This is a genomic window from Curtobacterium sp. VKM Ac-2861 (assembly GCF_013204965.1).
GTDB lineage: Bacteria > Actinomycetota > Actinomycetes > Actinomycetales > Microbacteriaceae > Curtobacterium.
Map to the genome: position 1 here is coordinate 74,645 of NZ_JABMLA010000006.1, position 17,732 is coordinate 92,376.

Below are 17,732 nucleotides of genomic sequence, written 5' to 3' on the forward strand. Positions count from 1 at the left end.
CCCGACACAAGACAGACGGGAGGCCCGGTGCCAGCTGGCACCGGGCCTCCCGTCTGTCCGTGTGCGGACGTGTCAGGCCGTGATCACGCCTGCACGTCGCCGCGCCAGCCCGTGTCGGTCGGAGCCGACTCGACGCGCTCCTTGTAGTTCTGCAGGTCCTTCTTGATGGCGTGGCCACCGACGCCGACCGCGGCGCCGAGCTTCTCGAGGAAGCCGGACGGCTCCCAGTCGATCTGCGCGGTCACACGCGTCTCGTCGTCGGAGAGCTTGTGGAAGGTGACGACGCCGGCGTGGTCGGTCTCGCCGTCCTTGACGGCCCAGGCGACCCGCTCGTCGGGGTGCTGCTCGGTGATGACGGCGCGGAACTCGCGCTCCTGGCCGGCGACCTTCACGGTCCAGTCGGTGGTCTTGTCGTCGACCTGGACGATCTTCTCGACCTCGTCGAGGAAGTGCGGGAACTCCTCGAAGCGGGTCCACTGACCGTACGCTGCGGAGACGGGGACGTTGACGTCGACGGTTTCGATGATCTGAGGCATGGTGTGGACGGTAGGCGGCCGCGCCTGGGCGCAGTACAGCGGCATGTCCCCCGGAGCGGTCGGCTGCCGCTCGTCTACGCGCGGCTATGGTTGTCGGGATGACAGAGCACGGGAAGCACGCGTTCCACGAACGTGACGAGCACGGGATCCTGGTGCGTCCGGCACTCGCCTCAGACGTCCCGCACATCCAGCGGCTCATCGCCCCCTACGTCGACCGGCGCATCCTGCTCGGCAAGGAGAACGTCGCGCTCTACGGCTCGATCCAGCAGTTCCGGATCGCCGAGGGTCCCGACGGCGTCCCGATCGGCTGTGGTGCCCTCGCCGTCTTCTGGGACGACATCGCCGAGGTGCGCACGCTCGCCCTCGACGCCGACTGGATCCACAAGCGCGTCGGACACCGGATGCTCGAGGCGCTCGAACACGACGGCCGTGAACTCGGCGTCGCGCGGATCTTCTGCCTGACGTTCGAGGTCGACTTCTTCGCGAAGCACGGGTACCTGGAGATCGGCGAGCAGGTCGTCGAACCGGCGGTCTACGCCGAGCTGGTCCGGTCGTCGGACGAAGGGGTCGCGGAGTTCCTCGACCTCGCCCGGGTCAAGCCGAACACCCTCGGCAACACCCGCATGCTGAAGATCCTCTGACGCTTTCGCGCGGCACCCGGCGGGGGTCCCGCACCGGGCATCCGCGGTTGTCTACCCTGTGCGCATGTCGTCGTTGCGCCACCCCGTCGGGCCCGAGAAGCCGGTCGTGTACTGGCGCCGTCGTGCAGCCGTGCTCGGCGCACTCGTGATCATCGTCGTGGTGATCGTGCTCATCGTCGTCGGACGAGGGAGCGCGTCGACGCCGACGGCAGCGCCCACGTCCTCGCCGTCCGCCTCGACTTCGGCTTCGGCCGGTGGTGCTTCGTCCGCTGCCCCGTCCCGTTCGGCGTCGGCATCTGCGTCGGCGTCTGGGTCCGGCGCTGCCGACGGGTCGACGTGCAGCAAGGACCAGGTCGTCCTGACGCCCGTGCTCGACAAGGAGGCGTACGGCCCCACCGAAGACCCGAAGATCGCCATGTCGATCAAGAACACCGGCACGAACTCGTGCCACCTCGACCTCGGGTCAGCGCAGCAGGTCCTGACGATCAGCTCGGGCGAGGAGCAGTACTGGTCGTCGAAGGACTGCCAGACCGGCGGCACGAACCAGGACGTCACGATCAAGTCCGGGCAGACCCTGACCACGCCCGCGATCGCCTGGGACCGCACCCGGTCGTCCACCACGACGTGCGATGCGTCCCGCCCGGCGGTCTCGGCCGACGGGGCGAGCTACCACTTGCAGGTCGCGGTGGGGAACCTCGAGTCGAAGGCCTCGGTGCAGTTCATCCTGCAGTAGCCCGGGCGTCGCGTGGGCTGGCGGTCCCAGGGCGCGGGCGACTCTGGGGACAGCAAACGGCCCCGCCGTCCAGAGGACGACGGGGCCGTTCGAAGCTGATGTGATCAGCCGAGGACGGTGATGTTCTCCGCCTGCGGGCCCTTGCGGCCCTCGGTGATGTCGAACTCCACCTTCTGGTTCTCCTCCAGCGACTTGTAGCCGTTGCCGGCGATCGCTGAGAAGTGCGCGAAGACGTCAGCGCTTCCGTCGTCCGGGGCGATGAAGCCGAAGCCCTTTTCGTTGTTGAACCACTTGACGGTACCGGTAGATGCCATGATGGCGTTTCCTTAGCTTTCTTGCGTTCCGCCATGGTGCGATCGCACCTGCGGAGCCCCGACGTACGTCGACGGGGGTGATGCGCCACGCGGGCAGGTGCCGGCGGGACGGGTTCGGGGTCAGGCCTGATGGCCAGTGACCCTGGTAGTCCGAGTTGAGGGGCAAACCACCTCGCTCGAACGTTGAGCGCCGCCGAAGCGGTTCCATCAGGCTAGCGTGCTCAGGGCCGACTGGCTACCCGTGCGTCACTGAACGACGAAAATCTGGTGGAATTGCTCAGATGGCAGACAAGGAACAGCGCTTCCGGAGCGAACAGCTCGAGGAAGCCCTCGCGAAGCAGGACGTCGCTGCGGTGGCGTTCGCGCTGCGCAACGACATCGTGATCGTCCCCCGGCTTGTGACCGGCAAGAAGGACATGCAGGTGCGGGTCTTCGGGCGCGAAGGCTCCGAGAAGCGCATCCTGCTGCTGTTCTCGTCGGCTGACGCCTACACGGCGATGGTGCCGGACGAGAAGATCCGGCAGGTCATGGTCTACGACGGACCGCGGCTCGAGGAGTTCCTCGCCGCCCACCTGGACATGCTCGAGGGCGTGTTCTTCGACATCGCCGGGCCGAACACCATGCAGGCGACCCCGGGGGACCTGCTGGCCGCATTGCGCGCTTAGGCGATCAGAACGCGCGGTCGAGTTCGCGCTCGCGGTCGGACTGCGTCATGGAGAACGCCACGCGGAGTGCTTCGCGCAGATGCCCGGAGTCGGCGCCGAGGACCGTCGTGAAGCCGAGTCGGCTCGCCTCGTTCACCCGCTGCTTGGTCCCCGTGGCCGGACGGATCTCGCCCGCCAGGCTGATCTCGCCCACGGCCGCGAGCGTGTGCGGGTACGGGCGGTCACGTGCCGCACTCGCCAGGGCCAGGGCGATCGCCAGGTCGGCGCCGGGTTCGGTGAGCTTCATGCCGCCCACCGTCGAGACGTAGACGTCGGCATCGGAGAGCTTGAGGCCGGCTCGGCGCTCGAGCACCGCGAGCAGCATCGCCACGCGTGAGGCATCGACGCCGTTCACGACCCGACGGGGCTGCGGCGCGGAGCTCGGCACGATGAGTGCCTGGACCTCGACCGGGAGCGCCCGACGCCCCTCGAGCGCCACGGTCACGCACGTGCCGGAGACCGGGGTCGCGTTCTTGGACATGAAGAGGCCGCTGGGGTCGGGGACCTCGTGGATGCCGTCGCCGCCCATGTCGAAGCACCCGACCTCGTCTGTGGGGCCGAACCGGTTCTTCAGTGCCCGGACGAAGCGGAGCGCGGTCTGCCGGTCGCCCTCGAAGTGGCAGACGACGTCGACCAGGTGCTCGAGCAGGCGTGGCCCGGCGATCGTGCCGTCCTTCGTGACGTGGCCGACGATCAGGACGGGGAGGGCGCGGTCCTTCGCGATGCGGATCAGAGTCGAGGCGACCTCGCGCACCTGGGAGGTCCCACCCGCGATGCCGTCGATCGAGCTGGACGAGATGGTCTGCACGGAGTCGGCAATGAGCAGGTCCGGCTTGACTTGGTCGATCTGGCCGATGATGACGCCGAGGTCGACCTCGCTCGCCAGGTAGAGGTCGTCGTGCATCGCCCCGGTACGCTCGGCGCGGAGCCGGACCTGGTCGACGGACTCTTCCGCACTGACGTAGAGGACGCGTTTGCCGGACGCCGCCGCGCGCGACGCGACTTCGAGCAGCAGCGTGGACTTGCCCACGCCGGGTTCGCCGGACAGCAGGACCGCAGCGCCGGGGACGACCCCGCCGCCGAGCACGCGGTCGAACTCGCCGATGCCGGTCTGCCAGCGCTGCACCGTCGTGCCTCGGGCCTCGGTGATGGGGCGGGCCGCGCGGGCCCCGGTGACGGCGACGGCCGCCGTGCCCCGGGTGCTCGCCGAGACCGCCGAGGAGTCCTCGACCGTGCCCCAGGTCTGGCACTCGCCGCACCGGCCGACCCACTTGACACTGGTCCAGCCGCACTCGGTGCATCGGTAGAGGGACTGCGGGCGCGCCATGTCGTCGAGGCTAGGCCGTGCCGCCGACATCGCCGGAGCGGTGCACCGGCTCGTCGGGCAGGGCGATCGACCCCGTCATCCGGTTGCGGATCCGTTCGACGGGATTCGGTCGGTTGGCGTGGTCGAGTGCCTCGGCACCGTCGGTGTCCTGCTCGGCACGAGCGTTCGCGACCGCCCCGGCCTCACGCCCGAGGTTCTCGGCCTCACGCGCCGAGAGGTAGTGCCGGATCGCCGCGACCGTGTCGACCCGGGCGTCGACCGCCGGCTCGAACGCGCTCGCCCAGACCTCGTACCCCCGGTCGTTCGGGTGGAACAGGTCGCCGTAGCTGTTGAAGAACGTGCGACGGACCCCGACCCGCTTCGTGATCGTGTGCAGCGGCGCCACGGTCAGCCCGAACTCGGCGGCCACACGGTGCACGATCTCGTTCGCCACCGCCACCTTGCGCTCACGGTCCGGCACGAACATGCACGGCAGCTCGGCCACCACGGCGTGCGACGGCACCGCGCCGTAGATCGCCCGGATGTTCCGCTCGAACTTGTCCGGGTCGAAGTCCGCGATGTCGTTCGCCCCGATCGACACCGTGCAGATGTCGGGTGTGTACTGCCGGAGCTTCGGCAACTGGTCGCGCTTGGCGCCCCAGGTCGTCGAGCCCGAGACGCTCAGGTTCACGACCCGCACCGACTCGTGGGAACGGTGCCGGATCCGTCGCGCCAACAGGCCCACGTACCCGCGGGACGGCACCGTCGCGCCCACGCCCTGCGCCGCCGAGTCGCCGATCGCCACGTACAGGAGCTGCCCCTCGTGCTGCTGTCGCTCGTGCCACCAGTCGGCGTGGATCGGCAGCATGTCGACCACCCGTTGCGCAGCCGCCCGTTGGCCCTTGACGCCGGCCCGGGCCCCGACGGCGGCTGCCCCGAGGACACCGGCCCCACCGAGGACGGACGTCAGGAGTGCGATGAGCGTGCGGGTCTTCATGCCGTGGACGGTACGCCCGCAGGCCGAGTCGACGACGTGGGCGGCCTGTGGGTGTGGGAAGAGCCCTGGGGGTGACCGCCTGTGGAGGGCGAGCCGACGTCGGGTGGCGTGACGGGCCTCCCGGATCGTGTAAACTCTTTCCCGGTACCGTGTCCGAGCGGCCGAAGGATCATGTCTCGAAAACATGTGTGGGGGCAACTCCACCGTGGGTTCAAATCCCACCGGTACCGCCACTTCTCAGAAAACCCCCGTTCACGCGGGGGTTTTCTGCATTTCCAAGTGCAGCACCGATCGCCCTCGAGGGCGTGAGCGACCGGGGCGCTCTGCAGCCGGGTTCAGCGCCGCTTGCGGAGCGCGTTCGTCGCCCAGAGCGCGACAGCGATCAGCACGGGCTGGAACAGGAGCCGGACGAACCGCTTGGTGTCGGTGTCCAGGCCGAAGCCGTCACGGTGGTGCATCCACTGGGCGATGTTGCCCGGGAAGATCGCGGTGAAGAACACCGCTGCGACCCACCCGACGGTGGCCTGCCGACGGACCAGCAGCACGAGGGCGGCGCCGAGGGAGATCTCGGCGATGCCCGATGCCAGGACCGTGACGTCCGGGTCCAGCGGGACGAACTCCGGCACCTGGGCCCGGAATTCCTGACGTGCGACGGTGAGGTGGCTGATGCCGGCCCAGGTCATGGCGGCACCCAGCAGGATGCGGACGACGGTGCGGGGCTTGGTCGAGCGGGAAGTGCGGCGGCGGGAGGTCATCAGGGGCACGTGCCTTTCACAGGGGATGGCGGAGCGGTGCGTCAACCGACGCTGCGGACGCGACGCCGGCGGGTGAGTTCGAACACGACCAGTGCACCGGTCCCCACGAGGAGACCGACGCGATGCGCGCGGGCCACTGCCGTCGCGCCGGAGACGGCCAGCGCTGCGGCGGCGACGGTCCCCACGGTGACGGTGCGGTCCTCGAGGTCGATGCCGGTGCGCACCGCTCCGAGCGCCGTCGCAGCGGCAGCGGCAGCAGCAGCTGTGGTCGACCGTCGTCGGCTTCGTGCGAGGGTTGCGCCGGCTGCGATCTCGAGCAAGGGCACCAGCACTGCGTGCGGGAGGCCGGGCACGAAACCGCGTTCCTGCATCCGGTGCGCCCGGACCGGCAGGGGACGCGTCATCGACGTGCCTGCTCCGTGCAGGGCGAGGAGCATGCCGGCGGACCGGATCATCGGTTGAGTGCAATCATGTTGTGCACAACTTAACACGATGGCCCGCCGAATGCGCCTCAGCGGCCTGCGTCCCGCGCAGCCACGCGTCGCCGAACCGCCGCCGTCCACCCAAGCGAGATGGCACCGGCACCGAGCAGCGCCTTCACCGCACCGCCGAGGACGAACGGGTACAGCCCGAAAGCGAGCGTCTGCTGCAGGTCCAGCCCGAGCGACACCGCGAGCCAGACCATGCCGGCCGCGAAGGTCACGACGGTGCCGAGCGCGAAGGACAGCACGGAGTTGCGCAGGGGGCGGTCGCCGAAGCGTTCGGCGATCCACCCGACGAGGGCAGCGGCGGCGACGAAGCCGACGATGTACCCGCCGGAGGGACTGACGAGCACGCCGACCCCGGCCGAGCCACCCGCGAAGACCGGCAGCCCGACGACTCCGAGCAGTGCGTAGACGAGCATCGACAGGGCACCGCGGCGCGCACCGAGGGCACTGCCGACCAGCAGGACGGCGAGCGTCTGCCCGGTGATCGGGACGGGCCAGAGCGGGACGGACACCTGTGCGGCGCCGGCGGTGAGCAGCGCACCACCCAGGACGAGCGCGGTGCTCACGACCGCGGTGCGGGGGAGCAGGGCGTCGGCGAGTGGACGGTGTGCGGCGGGGGAGAGCGCGGTCATGGCAGAACCTCCAGATGGGGCGACGGAGACGAACGGAAGAGCTGGTCAGACGGTGACGGCGGCGAGCAGTGACCCGGCCTCGCGGCGGGCATCCGCCACGGCAGTGGTGTCGAGCCCGCACGCCCGCAGGCAGGTCGCGACGATGGCGTCGCGGTCGGCCTCCTCGACACCTCCGACGCGGCGGAGCTGGATGACGGTCTCGGCGAGCTGGATGAGGATCCCGCCGAGCCGGGCGGGATCAATCGAGGCATCGACGTCGGCGGCGGCGGCGAGCGACCCGAGGCGCCCGTAGGCGTCTCGCAGCTCGACCCGCTCGGCCCGGAACCCGTCGTAGCGCTCGCCCTGCACCTCGGGCAGCAGGTAGAGCGTGCCGATGTTGTGCGGGGTGCGGGCGAGGGTCTCCACGTCGATCAGGACGAGCGCGGCCAGGGCACCGGCGGCGGTGGCGGACGCCGGGACCCGCTGTTCGAGCTCGCGGACGAGCTCGAGACTCGGCCGGACCGAGGTCGTCAGGAGCTCGACGAGCATGTCGTCCTTGCCGGCGAAGTGGTAGTACAGCGAGGCCTGGCGGATGCCGACCCGCTCCGCGATGGCTCGGGTCGAGGTCGCGCTGATGCCGTTCTCGACGAACAGGGCGGCGGCGGCGTCGAGGATCTGGTCGCGGGGACTGAGCGCCGAGTCGGCGTTCGGGACGGCCCTCGGGCGACCGGGCCTGGCCGGTCGGTCGTCGGAGGACATGGAGTCATCCTCCCAGCGCGGCGTCATGCCTGCTCGCGGTAGGCCCGCCAGCCGCCGAACGCCGTGATGTCGAGTGCGCCCTCGACGGCGAAGGGTTCGACCAAGAACCCGGTGACGTCGGTGCCGTCCTCGAGTGCCACGGTGCCGATGGCCATCGGCTCGGGCAGGGACGCCACGAAGGTGCCGAACCCGGCGGCGGGCAGCCGCCAGACCTCACCGGCGATGCCCGAGCCCGAGCCCGACCCCGAAGCCGACCCCGACTCGGGCGCGTCAGCGCCGGACGCGACCGGCCCCACCCGGACCAGCCCGGGCTTTGGCGGCACCGTGTCGAGGGCGTACAGCCGGTAGTCGGACGCGGTGCGGGCCTCCCGGACGAACGATCCGCCGGACGCGACCAGCTGGCCGTTCAGCGGCTGGTCACGGAGGTGCGCTCCGACGACCAGCAGGTCGACGGTGGGCGCGAGGAACGCGGCGCCGAGCGCCGCGAGCCGTCGGTCGGTGAACGCGGGACCGGTCAGCATGACCCCGAACGGCAGGCCGTCGACGAACCCGGCAGGGACGGCGAGCGAGGCCATGTCGAGCAGGTTGGCGAAGTTCGTGTACCGACCCATCCGGCTGTTCGCGCCGATCGGGTCAGCCGCGACCTGCTCGAGGGTGGGGTGCCACGTCGTGGTGGGGGTGAGGAGCGCTGTGGTGCCGGCGAGGGCGGCGCGTCCCGCGGCGCCGAGCACGTCGAGGCGTTCTTGGTCGGCGAAGAGGTCCGCTGCCGTGGGTCGGGCGCCACCCAGGACGATCGTGGCGACCGACGGGTCCAGGTCGTCGCCGACCAGGTCGCGGTGCGCCTCGACGTGCGCGCCGACGGCGGCGTACCGCTCGGCGACGAACGCGCCGTCGTAGAGCAGCGACGCTGCGTCGAGCAGGGGCGCGATGTCGACCTCGACCACCTGGTGGCCGAGTGCGCGGAAGCGCTCGACGGCGGCGGCGAAGGCCTCCGCCCAGCCCGGCGCGAGGCCCTCGAGCTGCGAGGGCAGCGGGATCGCGATCCGCGGGACGGCGGGCACGTCGGCGAGGGCGACGTCGATGCGGGCGAGCGGGTCGGTGTCGTCCGGCCCGGCCATCAGCTCCGCCGTCGTGCGGGCGAGGTCGAGCGATCGGGCGAAGACCGTGACGCAGTCCTGCGAGCGGCAGGCCGGCACGACACCGGTGTTCGGCACCAGGCCCTTGGTCGGCTTCACACCGACCAGGTTGCCGAGCGCCGCCGGCACGCGGCCGGAGCCCGCGGTGTCCGTGCCGAGTGCGAAGTCGACGATGCCGAGCGCGACAGCGGTGGCGGAACCGCTCGACGACCCACCGGAGATACGGGTCGGGTCCCACGCGTTCCGGACCGCGCCGAAGGGCGACCGGGTGCCGACCAGGCCGGTGGCGAACTGGTCGAGGTTCGTCTTGCCGACGACGACCGCGCCGGCGGTGCGCAGGCGGGCGACGGCGGTCGCGTCGGCGGCGGGTTCGTACGCGTAGGAGCGGGCGGCTGCCGTCGTGGGCAGGCCGGCGACGTCGATGTTGTCCTTGACGGCGAACAGGAGGCCGGCGAGGGGGAGCGTCGGGTCGACGGCCTCGACCTCCTGCAGGACCGCGGCGCGGTCGCGCAGGGTGATCCAGACCTCGGGCCGGTCGACGGCGTCGATGCGGTCGAACGCGTCGCGGACGCGGTCCGCAGCGGCGCTCGCCGCGCTCACGCCGCCGCTCCGATCGCGGCCAGGACCTGCCCCGGTGCGACCTGGTCGCCCGGCTTGATGTAGACCTCCAACACGTGGCCTTCCACCGGTGCGTGCACCATCGACTCCATCTTCATCGCCTCCACTGCCAACAACTTCTGTCCCTCGTCCACCCGGTCGCCCGGTCGCACGTCCACCTGCCACACCGTCGAGGTGAAGGGCGCGGTCACGGCCGTCGCCCCGGCGGGCAGGACGACCTCGTCCGCCTCGACGGCGGCCGGTTCGTCGCGCACGTCGAACTCGCCGGACGCGCGCCAGCGCTCCTTCTCCTCGCCGAACGCCCGCGCCTGCTGTGCCCGGAAGTCCGCGATCGAGCCCGCGTTCGCCTCGAGGAAGCGGTTGTACGAGGCGATCGAGAACTCGCCGTCGACGGTCTCGAACGAGCCCCGTCCGGCGTCGGTCTCGGCCCGCAGCTCGAGCAGCTCGTCGGCACCGACCGGGTACCACTCGATGCGATCGAAGAAGCGCAGCGCCCACGGGTCCTCCTGGAACAGCCCGCCGCGGCGGAACCGGTTCCAGATCTGCACGGTGCGCCCGACGAACTGGTAGCCGCCCGGCCCCTCCATGCCGTAGATGCAGAGGTACGCACCGCCGATCCCGACGGAGTTCTCGGCGGTCCAGGTGCGGGCCGGGTTGTACTTCGTCGTCACGAGACGGTGCCGGGGGTCGAGCGGTGTGGCGACCGGGGCGCCGAGGTAGACGTCGCCCAGGCCGAGCACGAGGTAGCTCGCGTCGAAGACGGTGCGGAAGACGTCGTCGACGCTCTCCAGACCGTTGATGCGCCGGATGAACTCGATGTTCCAGGGGGTCCACGGAGCGTCGTTCCGCACGCCGTTCATGTAGCGCTCGATGGCGAGGCGTGTGGCGGGGTCGTCCCACGACAACGGGAGCTTGACGGTGCGCGACGGCACGACGAGCTGGTCGGTGGGCGGGATCTCGTCCTCGAGTTCGCGGAGGAGCCCGGCCACGTCACGGGCCTTCAGGACCGACGCGTCGGTGTGCACCTGCAGCGAGCGGATGCCCGGGGTGATGTCGAGGACGCCCTTCGGCGCCTCCTGCTGCAGCTTCGTCATGAGCGCGTGCACGCGCATGCGCAGCGCGATGTCGAGCGTCATGTCGCCGTACTCGACGAGCACGTTGTCGTCGCCGTCGCGTCGGTAGGCGACGCTCGGACGGACGTCGGTCGCCTCCAGGCGGGTGATCACGCCGTCGTCGCCGTCGCCCCCGGTGCGGGGGACGGTCCGGGAGGCCCGGTTCGCCTCGAGCGCGGCGGCGTCGGCTTCGCGGACGGGGACGAACCGGACCGTGTCACCTGGTCGGAGTTGGCCCAGCTTCCACAGGTCGCCGCTGGCGACCACGGCGGGGCAGACGAAGCCGCCGAGCGAGGGCCCGTCCGGACCCAGGATGATCGGGGTGTCGCCGGTGAAGTCGATCGCACCGACCGCGTACGGGGTGTCGTGGATGTTCGAGGGGTGCAGACCGGCCTCGCCTCCGTCCGTCCGCGCCCACTCGGGTCGGGGCCCGATGAGCCGGATGCCGGTGCGCGCCGAGTTGTGGTGCACGCCGTAGTCGGTGGCGTAGAAGACGTCCAGGTCCGCGCGGGTGAAGAAGTCCGGGGCGGCGTGCGGCCCCTCGGTCACGGCGATCTCCCACGCGTCGGTGAGCGCCGTGCGGTGCTCGGCCGGGGTCGGACCGCCGACCAGGCCCAGGCGGGCGCCCCCGGGGAAGGCGGGGTGCGCCGCGTCGGAGTCCGGGGAGCCCGGCCGCAGGACGTCGCCGGCGAGCAGCGCGCGACCGGCATGGCCGCCGAAGCCGCCGAGCGTGAACGTGGCGGTGGAGCCGAGGTAGGTGGGGACGTCGAAGCCACCGCGGACGGCCAGGTACGTGCGCAGACCGGGCCCGGGCGCCGTCCCGACCGCCAGGGTCTGTCCGGCGCCGACGTCGATCGGCTCCCAGAGCGCGACGGGATCGCCGTCGAGGGTCGCGGGCGCCGGTGCGCCGGTGAGCGCGACGACGGCGGCGGTCGAGAAGCGCAGCGTCGGACCCGTCGCCGTGATCTCGAGCGCGGGAGCGCCGTCGGGGTTGCCCACGGCGCGGTTCGCCTCGGCGAACGACGCGGCGTCGAACGGGCCGCTCGGCGGGACGCCCACCTGCCAGTACCCGACCCGGCCGGGCAGGTCCTGGATCATCGTCATGGTGCCCGGTGCGATGACGTCGATGCGCGGGTCCGGGTCGTCGGTCTCGTCGAGCGTCGAGGTGGAGTGCGTGGCGGTGCGGAGCTCGAGGTCGTCGGTCAGTGCACGGAGCAGCCCGGTGTTCGTCACGATGCCGTCGATCCGCGTGGCGGCGAGGCCGTCGCGCAGCCGGTCGAGGGCGTCGTCGCGGGTCTCGCCGGTGGCGATGACCTTGGCGAGCATCGGATCGTAGAACGCCGAGACCTCGGAGCCGGTCTCGACCCAGCCGTCGACGCGGAGTCCGCTCGGGTCGCCGGACTCGGTGGTCGCGCTCGGGAACACCGCCTGGGTGACGAGGCCGCTGGAGGGCAACGAACCCTTCGCCGGGTCCTCGGCGTAGACACGGGCCTCGACGGCGTGGCCGTTCGGGGTCCAGGTGCGGTCGAAGACGTCGTCGCCGATGCCGTCGGCGCCGTCACGGGCCAGGCGGAGCATGAGGTCGACGAGGTCGACTCCGAAGACCTCTTCCGTCACCGGGTGCTCGACCTGCAGGCGGGTGTTCACCTCGAGGAACGACGCCTCTTCGCGCACCGGGTCGTAGACGAACTCGACGGTGCCGGCGCTGCGGTACCCGACGCTCGCGGCCAGGCGACGGGCGGACTCGTGCAGCTCGCTGCGGACGTGCTCGGGCAGCGCGGGCGCCGGGGCCTCCTCGATGACCTTCTGGTTCCGACGCTGCAACGAGCAGTCCCGGTCGCCGATCACCGCGACGCGCCCCTGGCCGTCGCCGAAGAGCTGGACCTCGACGTGCCGGGCCGGTCGCACCAGGCGTTCGAGGAAGATGCCGGCGGACCCGAAGGCCGCGGTGGCCGTGCGGGTGACGCTCGTGTAGGCCTCGCGGACCTCGTCGAGGGTCGCGCACGCCTGCATGCCGATGCCGCCGCCGCCACCGGTGGCCTTGAGCATCACCGGCAGGCCGATGCGCTCGGCCTCGGCCACGGCGTCGTCGACGCTCTCGAGCAGGCCGGTGCCGGCGAGCATCGGGACCCCGGCTGCGGCGGCGAGCTCGCGAGCGGTGTGCTTCGCGCCGAAGCGGACGATCTGGTCGGCGGTCGGCCCGACGAACCGGATGCCGGCGTCCTCGCAGGCGCGGGCGAAGTCCGTGTTCTCCGACAGGAACCCGTAGCCGGGGTGGACCAAGCCGGCGCCGGTGTCCTTCGCTGCCTGCACCACGGCGTCGATGCGCAGGTAGGAGTCGCGGGCGGGCGCCGGGCCGAGGCGGACGGCGACGTCGGCTTCGCGGACGTGCGGCGCGGCGCGGTCGGCGTCGGAGTAGACGGCGACGGTGCGCATGCCGAGGGCCTTGGCAGAGCGGATCACCCGGCGGGCGATCTCGCCGCGGTTGGCGACGAGGACGGTGTCGGTGGAGAGCGCGGGTGGCTGGGGCACGGTGTCCTCCGTGTCGGGTGCGGCGATCACGGCTGGACCACGATCATGCGCAGCGGGGTGCATGAGAAGTCGTTGCACGGGTTGTTCATCTGGGGGCAGTTCGACACGATGACGAGCACGTCGCGTTCGGCCCGGACGGCGACACGCTTGCCCGGTGCGCTCATGCCGTCGACGATCCCGAGGGCGCCGTCGGCCTCGACCGGGACGTTCATGAACCAGTTGAGGTTCGAGACGATGTCGCGGGCGCCGAGGCCGTGCCGACCGGCCTCGGCCAGGAAGTTCTCGCGGCAGCCGTGCTGGTACTGGGTGTGGTGGCCGTACCGCAGGGTGTTGGACTCCTTCGAGCACGCGCCGCCGATGGTGTCCTGCCGGTCGATCTCGTTGGCGACGACCGTCATGAGCGGGTGCCCCTCGTTCGACATCAGCACGGTGCCGGTGCGGACGTAGGCGTTCCCCTGGGCCGCGAGGGTGTCCGGGACGCTGTAGCGCTCGTCGGGGTCGTGCGCGTCGTAGACCAGGCAGTCGGCGCTCTGGTTGCCGCCGACGTCGACGATCGTGAGCACCTCGCCGGCGCGGACGACGGCGGACCAGGGCGCGAGCGGCTCGACCCGGTCGTCGCGGACGACGTCGCCGGGCACGAGGGACTCGCTCCAGTCCAGGGCGACGTCGGGGGCGTGGACGGCGCCGACCGGGACGGTGGAGGTGCGGGTGTGCGTCGTCGTGTCGGGCATCAGAGGCCTCGTGCTTCCGCGTAGTCGATGGCGTTCAGGTAGGCGCGGGTGAGTTCCGGCGTCGCCGTGAACCGCTCGTCCGCGTCGGTCGTCGGTGCCCCACGCCAGGCGTGCACCCGGAGCGGGCCGACGGCGTACTCCGGCCGGGGGTCGATCGGGTGCGCGACGTTCGCGACGAGCACGAGCAGCGGCAGCTCGGCGACGAGGGTGACGTGGTGCCCGGCTCCGGCCGACCCCGTGAAGGTCATCGCCCCCTCGTCGTCGATCCGGACACCCTGGAAGAACGAGACGCTCGGCGGCAGGTCACGCCTCGTCAGCCCGTGCTTGGCGGCGGCCTTCACGAGGAGCGACCGGCCGCTCGGGCTGGGCCCCTCGGGTGCCGCACCGCCGTACTTCCGCTCGTTCCAGGCGTCGGTCGACGTGCCGCAGAAGGCGTCGTGGTGCCCCGAGGTGTCCTCGACCACCGTCGCCAGGGCACGGCCGTCCCCGCTGAGCAGCGGCGTGCCGACACCGAGGTAGGCCTGCCACGGGATCTTCTGCGTGTCGGCGACGTTCAACCGCTCCCACGGTTCGAGCGCGTTGAACACCAGGAGGTTGGCGCAGGCCTGCCCCGTCGGGTCGTCGAACCGCAGCCGCGAGCCCCTGGCCAGGACCTTGTGCGTGTACCCGCCCGGTGCGACGGTCTCGGCCCACACCAGCTGCGCGGGGTCGACGCCGTCGGGGGCGAACGGGGACGTCGAGGCCGGCAGGTACGGCATGTACTCGGACTGCGTCCCGGCCTGGGCGCGCGCATCGGAACGCGAGGCGAGCACGCTGTCGGTCTGGTGGAGGTCGCGCATGGGGTTCCTTCGGTCAGGCTTCGACGGTCGCGGTCGCGGAGGCGGGTGCCTGGACGGCGGGGACCGAGGAGGTGGACGGGACCTCGGCGAGGGTGATCGGTCCGTGGGCACGGTGCCGCCGGGCCGACCACACCCAACCCACGAGCAGGACGGCGCCGATGAACAGCAGTGCGCTGTACTGCAGCCACCACGAGTTCCCGGTCAGGTCGTAGATCTCCGGGCGCGGCCAGATGAGGTTGACCGCCATGCCGACCTGGAAGGCGACGGCGAGGGCGTTGAGCGGGATGCCCCACCGGCCGAGTGTGAACAGCGGCTTGCCGTCCTCGTCCACGCCGGCGGGGAAGCCGGACCGTCGGAGCCGGATGCGTTGGACCAGCAGGGGGCCGGTGACGCCGAGGTAGGCCAGGTAGAGCATCGCGATGCACAGGCTGGACAGGGCGGTGAAGATCGCGGACTGACCGATGTTCACGGCGAGTGCGAGGCCGGCACCGACACCGACGACGATCGACGCGGCGATCGGTGTCCCGGTCCGGGGTGAGACCCGAGCGAGCGTGCGGTGGAAGGGCAGGGCCTTCTCGCGGGCCATCGAGTAGACCATGCGCGCACCGGCGGTCTGCACGGCGAGGGTGCAGGCGAACACGGCGACCGCGACGGTGCAGAGCAGCAGCCGGCCGAAGACGTCGCCGAGCGTCGAGGTGATCACCCAGGCGAGTCCCTGCGTCGCCAGCTTGCCGTCGGTCAGGCTCGGGGCGGCGACCAGGGCGCCGATGATGAGCAGCCCACCGCCGAGGCCGGAGACGGTGAGCGCGCGGACGATGGTCTTCGGGGTGGTCCGGCGGGGGTTGTGCGTCTCCTCGGCGAGCTCACCGGCGGAGTCGAAGCCGACCATCACGTAGGCAGCCATCAGGGACGATGCCAGGAACGCCCAGACGTACGGTTCGGTGCTCGTCGAGCCGGCGGTCGTGAACACCACCGCAGGGCTGCGGTGCGGCAGCAGGAAGAGCGCGCCGATGAGCACGACGACGCCGATGATCTCGATCAGCACGCCGAAGCTCGTGACCCGCGCCATCAGCCGGACGCTCGTGATGTTCACCAGGGTCGTCACGACGAGCATCACGATGCCGAGCACCACCGCGTTCGCAGCACCGGTCGACGAGGCGAGGGAGGGGTCGGCTCCGGGGCCGCCGACGACCTGGAACCCGTTCCAGATCGCGGGGAGCACGGCCTGCACCGCGATGGCCGCGACGGCCACGGTGAGGATCTGCCCGATGATCATCGTCCACCCGGTGAACCACCCGAAGCGCGCGCCCGCCAGACGACTGGACCACTGGAAGATCGCGCCTGAGATCGGCCACCGGGCGGCGAGCTGCGCGAAGTTCAGCGCGACGAGCAGCTGGCCGCCGAAGACGAGCGGCCAGGCCCAGAAGAAGGCGGCACCGCCGAGTCCGAACCCGAGGCCGAACAGCTGGAAGACGGTGGTCAGGATCGAGACGAACGAGAACCCGGCCGCGAACGACGAGAACGAGCCGACCCCGCGGTGGAGTTCCTGCTCGTAGCCGAGTCGGGCGGAGCCCTGGGTGTCGACGGGGTCGACGCTGGACGTGGCGCGCGGTGCGTGGAGCGGTGACTCTGGAGAGCGCATGGCTGCAGACCTTTCGCGGAGTACCTGTCGGGCGACAGGTAGTGCGACCAGTGTCGTGCGGACCCGTGTCGCCGTCGTTGCCCGGCTGTTTCGGGCACGTGACGGAAGGGGGCCGCGTGTAAACATTCGGAGTCGAGTGAGGAGCTCGGCGACACGTGTGGACAAGAGGGATCCAAACCGATGTAGATTGGATCCGTCAAGTCCGCCACCGCGAAAGGCACGTCGTGATCCAGACCGTCCTCGGCCCCGTCGAGTCGTCCGGGATCGGTGCGGTGTCGATGCACGAGCACCTGCTGACCGACGCGAGCGCCCTGCAGCGGCCCGGTGTCGAAGCGCTGGAACCGAGCCTCGCGGTCACCGCGGACCTGGCTGCCGCCCTGCGGTGGAGCCAGCTCGCACTCGCGGACAACCTGCGCCTCGACGACGTCGACCTGCTCGCCGACGAACTCCGCACCGCGCGGAGCAGCGGCCTCGGGCTCGCCGTCGACCTGAGCTCCCTCGGCTTCGGCCCCGACCACGCCCGGCTGCCCGAGCTGTCACGGGCGAGCGGCGTCGGGATCGTCGCCGGCTACGGGGCCTACCTGCCACGACTGCTGCCGGAGTGGTACCTCGAGCTGGACACGGACGCGCGGCAGCAGCTGTTCGAGACGGTCCTGACCGAGGCGGTCCCCGGGACGACGTACCGCGCGGGGATCCTCGGCCTGATGGGGACGACGACCGCGTTCGGCACGACCGAGGGACTCGAGGAGCGCCGGAGCCTCACGGCGGCTGCACGAGCGGCGGCGACCACCGGCGCGGCCGTCGTCGTCCGGCTGGCCGCCGACGCCCGGAACGGCCTCGAGGTGCTCGCGCACGTCGTGGCCGAGGGGGTCGACCCGAGCCGGGTCGTGTTCTCGACCGTCGACGAGTTCCTCGACCTGCCCTACCTGCGCGACCTCGGCCAGGCAGGAGCCGTGCTCGAGCTCTGCTTCGGCAACGAGGGCTCGCACGTCGGTCGCATCCGCAACGCCAGCGATCCGCAACGGCTCGACGCCTTCCTGGCCCTGCGCGAGAGCGCCCCCGACACCCGCTGGGTCTTCGGCCACGCCACCTGGACGAAGGGCCAGCTCCGTCGGTACGGCGGACACGGCCTCGACCACCTGACCGCCCGGGTCGTCCCCGGCCTCCGCGCACTCGGCGTGCCCGACGAGGTCCTCACCCGGATCACGGTCGACGAGCCCGCTCGACTGCTCGACCGCCCCTGACCGAGCACCCCGACCCACCGCACCCACGTCCCAC

17 protein-coding genes and 1 tRNA gene are annotated in these 17,732 nt (G+C 71.4%); 5 read left to right on the forward strand and 13 right to left on the reverse strand.

Annotation, left to right across the window (positions count from 1 at the left end):
* Positions 1-83: 83 nt before the first annotated feature.
* Positions 84-536 (reverse strand): SRPBCC family protein, encoded by a 453-nt coding sequence (locus tag HQQ88_RS15430; RefSeq protein ID WP_131880931.1) that lies wholly within the window; start codon positions 534-536, stop codon positions 84-86.
* A 98-nt stretch (positions 537-634) separates the two neighbouring features.
* On the opposite strand from HQQ88_RS15430, the gene HQQ88_RS15435 reads away from it, so the two are divergent.
* Positions 635-1,177: an amino-acid N-acetyltransferase gene (locus HQQ88_RS15435; protein WP_173170102.1), complete on the forward strand. Its 543-nt coding sequence runs from the start codon at positions 635-637 to the stop codon at positions 1,175-1,177.
* A 64-nt stretch (positions 1,178-1,241) separates the two neighbouring features.
* Positions 1,242-1,910 carry a hypothetical protein gene (locus HQQ88_RS15440; RefSeq protein WP_173170103.1) on the forward strand — a complete coding sequence of 223 codons (669 nt, stop codon included), beginning with the start codon at positions 1,242-1,244 and terminating at the stop codon, positions 1,908-1,910.
* 104 nt (positions 1,911-2,014) lie between these two features.
* Here the strand turns inward: HQQ88_RS15440 and HQQ88_RS15445 are convergent, their stop codons facing one another.
* Complete coding sequence (locus tag HQQ88_RS15445; RefSeq protein ID WP_017887662.1) at positions 2,015-2,224, reverse strand: cold-shock protein; 210 nt, start codon at positions 2,222-2,224, stop codon at positions 2,015-2,017.
* A gap of 281 nt (positions 2,225-2,505) precedes the next feature.
* Between HQQ88_RS15445 and HQQ88_RS15450 the strand changes: the two genes are divergently transcribed.
* Complete coding sequence (locus tag HQQ88_RS15450; protein ID WP_133938701.1) at positions 2,506-2,889, forward strand: SseB family protein; 384 nt, start codon at positions 2,506-2,508, stop codon at positions 2,887-2,889.
* Between the two features lie 4 nt (positions 2,890-2,893).
* Here HQQ88_RS15450 and radA read toward each other — a convergent pair whose 3' ends face one another.
* Together radA and HQQ88_RS15460 are read right to left on the reverse strand one after the other, a co-directional pair.
* Positions 2,894-4,255, reverse strand: a complete 1,362-nt coding sequence (gene radA / locus HQQ88_RS15455) for a DNA repair protein RadA (RefSeq protein ID WP_173170104.1) — start codon at positions 4,253-4,255, stop codon at positions 2,894-2,896.
* A 10-nt stretch (positions 4,256-4,265) separates the two neighbouring features.
* Positions 4,266-5,231 (reverse strand): SGNH/GDSL hydrolase family protein, encoded by a 966-nt coding sequence (locus tag HQQ88_RS15460; RefSeq protein ID WP_133938706.1) that lies wholly within the window; start codon positions 5,229-5,231, stop codon positions 4,266-4,268.
* 143 nt (positions 5,232-5,374) lie between these two features.
* Between HQQ88_RS15460 and HQQ88_RS15465 the strand changes: the two genes are divergently transcribed.
* Positions 5,375-5,464 (forward strand) — tRNA-Ser (locus tag HQQ88_RS15465).
* Between the two features lie 102 nt (positions 5,465-5,566).
* On the opposite strand, the gene HQQ88_RS15470 is transcribed toward HQQ88_RS15465, so the two are convergent.
* From HQQ88_RS15470 to HQQ88_RS15510, 9 genes are read right to left on the reverse strand one after another with little or no spacing between them, the layout of a single operon-like run.
* Positions 5,567-5,986 carry a hypothetical protein gene (locus tag HQQ88_RS15470; protein ID WP_131844908.1) on the reverse strand — a complete coding sequence of 140 codons (420 nt, stop codon included), beginning with the start codon at positions 5,984-5,986 and terminating at the stop codon, positions 5,567-5,569.
* Between the two features lie 41 nt (positions 5,987-6,027).
* Positions 6,028-6,441 carry a hypothetical protein gene (locus HQQ88_RS15475; RefSeq protein WP_173170105.1) on the reverse strand — a complete coding sequence of 138 codons (414 nt, stop codon included), beginning with the start codon at positions 6,439-6,441 and terminating at the stop codon, positions 6,028-6,030.
* 56 nt (positions 6,442-6,497) lie between these two features.
* Positions 6,498-7,106, reverse strand: a complete 609-nt coding sequence (locus HQQ88_RS15480) for a biotin transporter BioY (protein ID WP_173170106.1) — start codon at positions 7,104-7,106, stop codon at positions 6,498-6,500.
* 45 nt (positions 7,107-7,151) lie between these two features.
* Entirely contained in the window at positions 7,152-7,844 is a 693-nt protein-coding gene (locus HQQ88_RS15485; RefSeq protein ID WP_131880941.1) for a TetR/AcrR family transcriptional regulator, read from the reverse strand.
* A 23-nt stretch (positions 7,845-7,867) separates the two neighbouring features.
* Positions 7,868-9,580: an allophanate hydrolase gene (atzF, locus tag HQQ88_RS15490; protein ID WP_173170108.1), complete on the reverse strand. Its 1,713-nt coding sequence runs from the start codon at positions 9,578-9,580 to the stop codon at positions 7,868-7,870.
* On the reverse strand, positions 9,577-13,305 hold the full coding sequence (gene uca, locus HQQ88_RS15495; RefSeq protein ID WP_216834937.1) for an urea carboxylase: 3,729 nt from the start codon (positions 13,303-13,305) through the stop codon (positions 9,577-9,579). The genes atzF and uca overlap by 4 nt, the downstream gene beginning before the upstream one ends.
* Entirely contained in the window at positions 13,269-13,973 is a 705-nt protein-coding gene (locus HQQ88_RS15500) for an urea amidolyase associated protein UAAP2 (RefSeq protein WP_131880947.1), read from the reverse strand. The genes uca and HQQ88_RS15500 overlap by 37 nt, the downstream gene beginning before the upstream one ends.
* Entirely contained in the window at positions 13,973-14,812 is an 840-nt protein-coding gene (locus HQQ88_RS15505; RefSeq protein ID WP_173170111.1) for an urea amidolyase associated protein UAAP1, read from the reverse strand. The genes HQQ88_RS15500 and HQQ88_RS15505 overlap by 1 nt, the downstream gene beginning before the upstream one ends.
* Before the next feature lie 13 nt (positions 14,813-14,825).
* A complete protein-coding gene (locus tag HQQ88_RS15510; protein WP_173170113.1) occupies positions 14,826-16,454 on the reverse strand; it encodes an amino acid permease in 1,629 nt (542 codons plus the stop codon).
* Positions 16,455-16,678: 224 nt separating this feature from the next.
* Here HQQ88_RS15510 and HQQ88_RS15515 point away from each other — a divergent pair, with 224 nt between their 5' ends.
* A complete protein-coding gene (locus tag HQQ88_RS15515; protein ID WP_173170115.1) occupies positions 16,679-17,698 on the forward strand; it encodes a phosphotriesterase in 1,020 nt (339 codons plus the stop codon).
* Positions 17,699-17,732 lie beyond the last annotated feature (34 nt).

What these genes read in the sequence shown, in the direction of transcription:
- HQQ88_RS15430 (WP_131880931.1), bottom strand. Translation starts at nt 536, where the DNA reads ATGCCTCAGATCATCGAAACCGTCGACGTCAACGTCCCCGTCTCCGCA.
- HQQ88_RS15435 (WP_173170102.1), top strand. Translation starts at nt 635, where the DNA reads ATGACAGAGCACGGGAAGCACGCGTTCCACGAACGTGACGAGCACGGG.
- HQQ88_RS15440 (WP_173170103.1), top strand. Translation starts at nt 1,242, where the DNA reads ATGTCGTCGTTGCGCCACCCCGTCGGGCCCGAGAAGCCGGTCGTGTAC.
- HQQ88_RS15445 (WP_017887662.1), bottom strand. Translation starts at nt 2,224, where the DNA reads ATGGCATCTACCGGTACCGTCAAGTGGTTCAACAACGAAAAGGGCTTC.
- HQQ88_RS15450 (WP_133938701.1), top strand. Translation starts at nt 2,506, where the DNA reads ATGGCAGACAAGGAACAGCGCTTCCGGAGCGAACAGCTCGAGGAAGCC.
- radA (WP_173170104.1), bottom strand. Translation starts at nt 4,255, where the DNA reads ATGGCGCGCCCGCAGTCCCTCTACCGATGCACCGAGTGCGGCTGGACC.
- HQQ88_RS15460 (WP_133938706.1), bottom strand. Translation starts at nt 5,231, where the DNA reads ATGAAGACCCGCACGCTCATCGCACTCCTGACGTCCGTCCTCGGTGGG.
- HQQ88_RS15470 (WP_131844908.1), bottom strand. Translation starts at nt 5,986, where the DNA reads ATGACCTCCCGCCGCCGCACTTCCCGCTCGACCAAGCCCCGCACCGTC.
- HQQ88_RS15475 (WP_173170105.1), bottom strand. Translation starts at nt 6,441, where the DNA reads ATGATCCGGTCCGCCGGCATGCTCCTCGCCCTGCACGGAGCAGGCACG.
- HQQ88_RS15480 (WP_173170106.1), bottom strand. Translation starts at nt 7,106, where the DNA reads ATGACCGCGCTCTCCCCCGCCGCACACCGTCCACTCGCCGACGCCCTG.
- HQQ88_RS15485 (WP_131880941.1), bottom strand. Translation starts at nt 7,844, where the DNA reads ATGTCCTCCGACGACCGACCGGCCAGGCCCGGTCGCCCGAGGGCCGTC.
- uca (WP_216834937.1), bottom strand. Translation starts at nt 13,305, where the DNA reads ATGCACCCCGCTGCGCATGATCGTGGTCCAGCCGTGATCGCCGCACCC.
- HQQ88_RS15500 (WP_131880947.1), bottom strand. Translation starts at nt 13,973, where the DNA reads ATGCCCGACACGACGACGCACACCCGCACCTCCACCGTCCCGGTCGGC.
- HQQ88_RS15505 (WP_173170111.1), bottom strand. Translation starts at nt 14,812, where the DNA reads ATGCGCGACCTCCACCAGACCGACAGCGTGCTCGCCTCGCGTTCCGAT.
- HQQ88_RS15510 (WP_173170113.1), bottom strand. Translation starts at nt 16,454, where the DNA reads ATGCGCTCTCCAGAGTCACCGCTCCACGCACCGCGCGCCACGTCCAGC.